Annotated in this window: 7 protein-coding genes; all 7 read right to left on the bottom strand. The window is 62.9% G+C overall.

The window, feature by feature from the left end; genetic code table 11:
- Positions 1-166: 166 nt before the first annotated feature.
- Positions 167-937, bottom strand: a complete 771-nt coding sequence (locus IAE38_RS21170; protein WP_060483612.1) for an SDR family oxidoreductase — start codon at positions 935-937, stop codon at positions 167-169.
- Positions 937-2,148 (bottom strand): O-succinylhomoserine sulfhydrylase, encoded by a 1,212-nt coding sequence (locus tag IAE38_RS21165; protein WP_201219140.1) that lies wholly within the window; start codon positions 2,146-2,148, stop codon positions 937-939. The genes IAE38_RS21170 and IAE38_RS21165 overlap by 1 nt, the downstream gene beginning before the upstream one ends.
- Positions 2,149-2,165: 17 nt before the next feature.
- A complete protein-coding gene (gene purF / locus IAE38_RS21160; RefSeq protein ID WP_028632375.1) occupies positions 2,166-3,671 on the bottom strand; it encodes an amidophosphoribosyltransferase in 1,506 nt (501 codons plus the stop codon).
- A 42-nt stretch (positions 3,672-3,713) separates the two neighbouring features.
- The gene (locus IAE38_RS21155) at positions 3,714-4,271 is read right to left on the bottom strand and encodes a CvpA family protein (protein WP_028632374.1); all 558 of its coding nucleotides are present in this window, start codon (positions 4,269-4,271) and stop codon (positions 3,714-3,716) included.
- A gap of 152 nt (positions 4,272-4,423) precedes the next feature.
- The gene (locus IAE38_RS21150) at positions 4,424-5,086 is read right to left on the bottom strand and encodes an SPOR domain-containing protein (RefSeq protein WP_201165107.1); all 663 of its coding nucleotides are present in this window, start codon (positions 5,084-5,086) and stop codon (positions 4,424-4,426) included.
- Positions 5,070-6,377: a bifunctional tetrahydrofolate synthase/dihydrofolate synthase gene (gene folC / locus IAE38_RS21145; RefSeq protein WP_201219138.1), complete on the bottom strand. Its 1,308-nt coding sequence runs from the start codon at positions 6,375-6,377 to the stop codon at positions 5,070-5,072. The genes IAE38_RS21150 and folC overlap by 17 nt, the downstream gene beginning before the upstream one ends.
- On the bottom strand, positions 6,377-7,270 hold the full coding sequence (accD, locus tag IAE38_RS21140) for an acetyl-CoA carboxylase, carboxyltransferase subunit beta (RefSeq protein WP_028632371.1): 894 nt from the start codon (positions 7,268-7,270) through the stop codon (positions 6,377-6,379). The genes folC and accD overlap by 1 nt, the downstream gene beginning before the upstream one ends.
- Positions 7,271-7,452 lie beyond the last annotated feature (182 nt).

Genomic DNA, 7,452 nt, shown 5'->3' with positions numbered 1-7,452 from the left:
GCCGACCCTCTGCTTGTAAGGCAGATGCTCTCCCGGCTGAGCTAATCACCCTCGCGATGTTGCCTGTTGCGTTTGCTTCGCTGAGGCCGCGAAATTTACGCAGGTGATGAACCTAAGTCAATAGCCCCATTGGTTTTTTTCTCAAGAATGAAAGCTGCCAACCCCACTAGGCGTAAATCATCTTGCGGGTCATGCCGCCGTCAACCACGAACTCCTGCCCGGTGACGAACGCCGCCTGGCGTGACAGCAGCCAGGCCACCAGCGCGGCCACATCCTCGACCGCCCCTACCCTGCCGGACGGGTGTTGGGCGTGGTCTGCCTCGGTGAGTGGCTCGGCGCGGCGCTGGGAGGGATCGCGGGCGTCAATCCAGCCGGGGCTTACGGCATTGACGCGTATTTCCGGGCCCAGGCTGATAGCCAGGGCATGGGTAAGCGCAACCAGGCCGCCTTTGCTTGCGGCGTAAGCCTCGGTGTCGGGCTCGGACTGCCTGGCCCTGGTCGACGCCAGGTTGACGATTGCCCCATTGTGCGCGCGCAGGTACGGCGCACAGTGCTTGGCCAACAGCATGGCGCCGCTCAGGTTCACCGCCAGTACCCGGTTCCATTGGGCCAGGCTGAGGCTTTCCAGGGTCTGGTTGTGCGGGTTGGCAATAGCCGCGTTGCACACCAGCGCATCCAGACGGCCAAATTGCCCCAGGACCTGGGACACCCCGGCGCTCACCTGAGCTTCGTCTGCCACATCCATCGTGATGAACCAGGCGTTGTCCCCCAGTGCCTTGGCCACCTTGGCGCCCCGTGGCCGGTCCAGGTCGCTGAGCACCACCTGCCAACCTTCGCAGATCAACCAGGCGGCAATACCCAGGCCGATGCCGCGAGCGGCACCGGTAACCAGGGCAACACGGCCATTATGGCCGGGTGGAGCACCGCTGATTTCCATTACAACACCGCCAGCCCACGCGCCAGGTCAGCCTGCAGGTCGGCCACGTCTTCCAGGCCCACCGCAACCCGGATCAGGCTGTCACGGATGCCCGCCGCCTCACGCTCCTGCGGCGTCAAACGCCCGTGGGAGGTGGTAGCCGGGTGGGCGATGGTGGTTTTGCTATCGCCCAGGTTGGTGGTAATGGAAACCACCCGGGTGGCATCGATAAAGCGCCAGGCGCCTTCCTTGCCACCCTTGACCTCGAAGCTGACCACCGCACCGAAGCCGCTCATCTGGCGTTTGGCCAGTTCATGTTGCGGGTGGCTTGGCAGGCCAGCGTAGTGCACCTTCTCGATGCCGTCCTGCTGCTCCAGCCACTCGGCCAACGCCTGAGCGCTTCCACAGTGCGCGCGCATGCGCAGGCGCAAGGTCTCCAACCCCTTGGTGAAGATCCAGGCGTTGAACGGGCTCAGTGTCGGGCCTGCAGTGCGCAGGAAACCCACCACTTCCTTCATCTGCTCGGCACGGCCGGCCACCGCCCCGCCCATGCAACGGCCCTGGCCATCGATGAATTTGGTGGCCGAATGGAACACGATGTCGGCACCTAGCTTCAATGGCTGCTGCAATGCCGGTGTACTGAAGCAGTTGTCCACCACCAGCATGGCGCCTTTGGCGTGGGCGATCTCACTGAGGGCAGCGATGTCGACCAGTTCAGCCAAGGGGTTTGAAGGGGATTCAACGATCAACAGCTTGGTATTGGCCTTGATGGCCGCGTCCCAACCGGAAAGGTCCACCAGTGGCACGTAGTCCACCTGCAAGCCAAAGCGTTTGAAGTACTTCTCGAACAGGCTGATGGTGGAGCCGAATACGCTTTGCGACACCAGCACGTGATCACCGGCGCTGCACAGCGACATCACCACGGCCAGGATAGAGGCCATGCCGGTAGAAGTTGCCACGGCCTGCTCGGCGCCCTCCATGGCCGCTAGCCGTTCCTCGAAGGCACGCACCGACGGGTTGGTATAGCGCGAATAGACATTGCCCGGCGTCTCGCCAGCGAACCGTGCGGCAGCGTCGGCCGCCGTGCGGAACACGTAGCTGGAGGTGAGGAACAGCGCTTCGCTGTGCTCAGCCTCCGGTGAACGGTTTTGACCGGCGCGCACCGCCAGGGTGTCGAAACCGACACCCTCCAGATCGCTGTCCAGTCGCCCGGCATCCCATTGATCGGTCATGCCATCGCTCCCTGAAATCAGTTGTTGTAGAGGTCGATGATTGCGCTGACAGCCTGGGTCTTGACCTTGGCCAGGTCGTTACGGGCCTGCTCGATGCGGTCAAGGTAGGCTTCGTCGATATCGCCGGTGACATACTCACCGTTGAACACCGCGCAATCGAAATGCTCGATCTTGATCTTGCCGCCACCGACCGAATCGATCAGGTCCGGAAGGTCCTGATAGATCAGCCAATCGGCGCCGATCAACTCGGCCACCTGCTCGGTGGTACGGTTGTGGGCAATCAGTTCGTGAGCGCTCGGCATGTCGATGCCGTAGACGTTGGGGTAGCGAACAGCAGGCGCTGCAGAGCAGAAGTACACATTCTTGGCACCGGCTTCGCGCGCCATCTGGATGATCTGCTTGCAGGTAGTACCGCGTACGATCGAGTCATCGACCAGCATGACGTTCTTGCCGCGGAATTCCAGCTCGATGGCGTTGAGTTTCTGGCGTACCGATTTCTTGCGCGCCGCCTGGCCGGGCATGATGAAGGTACGGCCGATGTAACGGTTCTTGACGAAGCCTTCACGGAACTTCACGCCCAGGTGCTTGGCCAGCTCCAGGGCGGCAGTGCGGCTGGTGTCAGGGATCGGGATGACCACGTCGATGTCATGTTCAGGGCGCTCGCGCTGGATTTTTTCCGCGAGTTTTTCACCCATGCGCAGGCGCGCCTTGTACACCGATACACCGTCCATGATGGAATCCGGGCGGGCCAGGTACACGTGTTCGAAGATGCAAGGCTGCAGCTTTGGCGCCTCGGCGCACTGCTTGGTGTACAGGCGGCCATCTTCGGTGATGTAAACCGCTTCACCCGGTGCCAGGTCGCGGATGAGGGTAAAGCCAAGCACGTCCAAGGCCACGCTTTCGGAGGCGATCATGTACTCGACGCCTTCGTCGGTGTGGCGCTGGCCGAACACCACCGGGCGAATGCCGTTAGGGTCGCGGAAGCCGACGATGCCGTAACCGGTGATCATCGCCACCACGGCATAGCCGCCCACGCAGCGGCTGTGCACATGGGACACGGCCGCGAATACATCTTCTTCGGTAGGCTGCAGCTTGCCACGCACTGCGAGCTCATGGGCGAACACGTTGAGCAGCACTTCCGAATCGGAATTGGTGTTGACGTGGCGCAGGTCGGACTCGTAAATCTCCTTGGCCAACTGCTCGACGTTGGTGAGGTTGCCGTTGTGGGCCAGGGTGATGCCGTACGGCGAGTTGACGTAGAACGGCTGGGCTTCGGCCGAAGTCGAGCTGCCCGCAGTGGGGTAGCGCACGTGGCCGATGCCGATGGTGCCCACCAGGCGCTGCATGTGGCGCTGCTGGAACACATCGCGCACCAGGCCATTATCCTTGCGCAGGAACAACCGGCCGTCATGGCTGGTCACGATACCGGCAGCGTCCTGGCCGCGGTGCTGGAGGACCGTAAGCGCGTCATACAGCGCCTGATTGACGTTCGACTTACCGACGATACCGACGATGCCACACATGCGACGCAACCCCTACTTTGACGAAACTTGAGTGAAAAGCCCTCAAGGCCTGGCTGGCCCGAGCAGCTGTTCCTTGAACGGAAGGTCAGCGGGTGTGCTGACCCCGGCACTGGACATCCACTGGCTGGTGAAACCCAGAATCAGGTTTTTCGACCAATCAGCGACCAGCAAAAACTGTGGTATCAGGCGTGACTCCTGCCACCAGGTGTCTTGTTGCACCGGGCCCAGGCTCAGCAGCCCGATGGCCACCACTACCAGCAAAGCCCCACGGGCAGCGCCGAAGGCCATGCCCAGAAAACGGTCCGTACCCGACAGCCCGGTAACACGAATCAGCTCGCCGACCAGGAAATTGAGCATTGCCCCGACCAGCAGGGTAGCCACGAAAAGTATGCCGCAGCCGGCGATGACGCGCATCGACGGCGTCTGGATATAGCTTTCAAGATACACCGCCAGCGATCCGCCGAACATCCAGGCGACCGCACCGGCAACGATCCATATGAGCAGGGACAGGGCTTCCTTGACAAAGCCGCGCTTGAGACTGATCAGTGTGGAGACGGCGATGATCGCAATGATCGCCCAATCAACCAGGGTAAATGCCACGGCGCTGCCTGCAGACGTTTGAGGCGGCGCATTTTACCAGAGCGGCGAGCCGGGGTTAAGCGGAATGTCGGACGATTCCGCCCACCTCGGCAGGAGGGAGCGCAGCTCGTGATGGGCCGCAAAGCGGCCCTACCCGCACAGCTTGAAGCAAATCAACCACGCTCAGGCTGGAACCGCACCACAATGCCCTTGAGGCTGTTCTGACGGTTTATGACGTCGCGGGTACGCTCGGCCTCGGCACGCTCGATCAACGGGCCAACGAACACACGGTTCAGCCCACCCGCTGCGCGGATATAGGCGTTATACCCCTGGCTGCGCAAGGTCTGCTGAAGCTTCTCCGCCCCTGCGCGGTTGGACAGGCTCGCCAACTGGATGGACCAACTGACCGGCAACCCGTTCACGTCGATCTTGGAGGGCGCAGCCCCTGGCACCGGTTTGGAAGCCGTGGCGGCTGGCGCTGCCGAAGCGGGCGCCTTGGGCTCAGGCTTTGCAGTGGCAGGCACTGAAGCTTGCGCCGGTGCCTGCACAGAAGGCGTGATGGGCTGACGCGGCGCACTGGCAGGCGCCGTGGACTCATCGACCACCACGGGTGCCTGCTGCGCCTCCTCCGGAACGGGCTGGGGCTCTGGCACCGATACAGGGTCGACCTTTACCTCTGGCTGCGACGGCATGGCCGGCGCCTGTGGAGCCTCCACATGGACCTGGCGCAACTCGTCTTCGCGGGAAAACAGCATCGGTAAAAAAATCACTGCCAGCGCCACCAGCACCAGCGCCCCGATCATGCGCTGCTTCATTCCTTTATCCAGCACTGCCATCTATTCCACCCTCCTGGGCGCGTTGCTCCAGCCATTCCAACGCCTGGGCAACACAGAAAAACGAACCGAACAGCAGTACCTGATCACCTGCCTGGGCCTCTGCGCACTGCCCCTCGAGGGCAGCGTCGACACTGGCATAGGACTGCACGGCTGCGCCGAGGTTCGTCAATGCCGCAGCCAACTCTGCAGCTGGCCTGCTACGCGGGGTAGCGAGCGGGGCAACCGCCCAGCCGTCTACCAGCCCGTGCAGAGGCGCCACAACGCCCTCCAGGTCCTTGTCGGCAAGCAGCCCGAACACCGCCAGGCGGCGCCCGGCCAGGGGCCGGGCTGCCAGGCGACGGGCGAGGTACTGGGCGGCATGCGGGTTATGCCCGACATCCAGCAGCAACTCCACCTGCCTACCCTGCCAACTGAATGTGCGACGGTCGAGCCGCCCGGTAATGCGTGTATCGAGCAGCGCCTGGCGGATCATCGCGCCATCCCAAGGCAGACCTGTCAGCAGGTAGGCCTGCAAGGCAAGCGCCGCGTTCTCCATGGGCAAGTCGAGCAGCGGCAAGCCATCCAATGCTACCTGTGCACCCTCAGCAGTGGTGCCGCGCCAGCGCCAGCCCTCCTCTGCGCAGTCCAGGTCGAAGTCCCGACCGCGCAGCAGCAGCGCCGCGCCCAACTCGGCGGCCTTGTCCAGCAACGGCTGTGGGGGATCGAGATCACCACACACGGCCGGCTTGCCAGCGCGGAAGATGCCGGCCTTTTCAAAGGCCACCAACTCGCGGGTATCCCCCAGGTAATCAACATGGTCAACGCCGATACTGGTCACCAGCGCAAGGTCTGCATCCACCACGTTGACCGTATCCAGGCGCCCGCCCAGGCCGACTTCGAGCACCACGGCATCCAGTTGCGACTGGTGGAACAACCAGAACGCGGCCAGGGTGCCCATTTCAAAGTAAGTCAGGGAGGTGTCGCCCCGCGCCGCCTCCACAGCCGCGAACGCTTCACACAACTGCGCGTCGCTGGCTTCACGGGCGTCGATGACGACCCGCTCGTTGTAACGGAGCAGGTGCGGCGAACTGTATACCCCTACCTTCAGCCCCTGGGCACGCAGCAGCGATGCGACAAAGGCGCAGGTTGACCCCTTGCCGTTGGTGCCGGTTACCGTCACCACCCGGGGTGCCAGCTTGCCCAGCGCCAAGCGGGCAAAGACCGCCTGCGAGCGTTCCAGGCCCATGTCGATGGCCGACGGGTGCAACTGCTCGAGATAGGCGAGCCATTCGCCCAGGGATCGTTGTTTCATCACGCGACAGCAGCCGCCTCAAGCGCTTGTTCAGGGGTGGCCTGGCCGGTCATCTGCGCCAGCAGACGGGCGAGGCGTGGGCGCAGGTCGCCGCGGGAGATGATCAAGTCGATTGCACCATGCTCCAGCAGGAACTCGCTGCGCTGGAAGCCTTCTGGCAGTTTCTCGCGCACGGTCTGCTCGATCACACGAGGGCCGGCGAAGCCGATCAGCGCTTTTGGCTCGCCAACAATGACATCACCCAGCATCGCCAGGCTGGCCGACACACCGCCATACACCGGGTCCGTCAGCACCGAGATGAACGGGATGCCTTCTTCGCGAAGACGGGCCAGTACCGCCGAAGTCTTGGCCATCTGCATCAGCGAGATAAGTGCCTCCTGCATGCGGGCACCGCCCGATGCCGAGAAGCAGACCATCGGGCAGCGGTGCTCCAGGGCATAGTTGGCTGCCCGCACGAAACGCTCGCCTACTACAGCGCCCATTGAACCGCCCATGAACGAGAATTCGAAGGCGCTGACCACGATCGGCATGCCCATCAGGGTGCCGCTCATGGAAATCAGTGCGTCTTTTTCACCGGTCTGCTTCTGGGCCCCGGTCAGGCGGTCCTTGTACTTCTTGCCGTCACGGAATTTAAGGCGGTCAACCGGCTCCAGATCGGCGCCCAGTTCGGCGCGGCCTTCGGCGTCGAGGAAAATATCAATGCGTGCACGGGCGCCAATGCGCATGTGGTGGTTGCACTTGGGGCAGACGTCGAGGGTTTTTTCCAGCTCCGGACGATACAGCACGGCCTCACAGGCCGGGCACTTGTGCCACAGGCCTTCAGGCACCGAGCTCTTCTTCACCTCGGAACGCATGATCGAAGGGATCAGTTTGTCGACTAACCAGTTGCTCATGCTTTCTTTCTCCAGTATCGGCGGGCGGGGGCCAGCGTTGCCGGCCTGCCCTGCCCTTTGAACTCAAATGCTTGTTTGAAACGCTGGGGCAGCGGCCGTCGGGTATTACCCATGGCACTGCACCGTTGAAAAGTCGATTGACCGCCCTCTATCGGGCGGCCGCCCCGCAGGGCCGCGATAGC

The organism is Pseudomonas sp. S32, from assembly GCF_016648095.1.
In the GTDB taxonomy this organism is placed as follows: domain Bacteria; phylum Pseudomonadota; class Gammaproteobacteria; order Pseudomonadales; family Pseudomonadaceae; genus Aquipseudomonas; species Aquipseudomonas parafulva.
Note: the sequence above shows the minus strand (reverse complement) of the source record. Positions and strands in the feature narration are given on the sequence as shown.

What these genes read in the sequence shown, in the direction of transcription:
- IAE38_RS21170 (WP_060483612.1), bottom strand. Translation starts at nt 937, where the DNA reads ATGGAAATCAGCGGTGCTCCACCCGGCCATAATGGCCGTGTTGCCCTG.
- IAE38_RS21165 (WP_201219140.1), bottom strand. Translation starts at nt 2,148, where the DNA reads ATGACCGATCAATGGGATGCCGGGCGACTGGACAGCGATCTGGAGGGT.
- purF (WP_028632375.1), bottom strand. Translation starts at nt 3,671, where the DNA reads ATGTGTGGCATCGTCGGTATCGTCGGTAAGTCGAACGTCAATCAGGCG.
- IAE38_RS21150 (WP_201165107.1), bottom strand. Translation starts at nt 5,086, where the DNA reads ATGGCAGTGCTGGATAAAGGAATGAAGCAGCGCATGATCGGGGCGCTG.
- folC (WP_201219138.1), bottom strand. Translation starts at nt 6,377, where the DNA reads ATGAAACAACGATCCCTGGGCGAATGGCTCGCCTATCTCGAGCAGTTG.
- accD (WP_028632371.1), bottom strand. Translation starts at nt 7,270, where the DNA reads ATGAGCAACTGGTTAGTCGACAAACTGATCCCTTCGATCATGCGTTCC.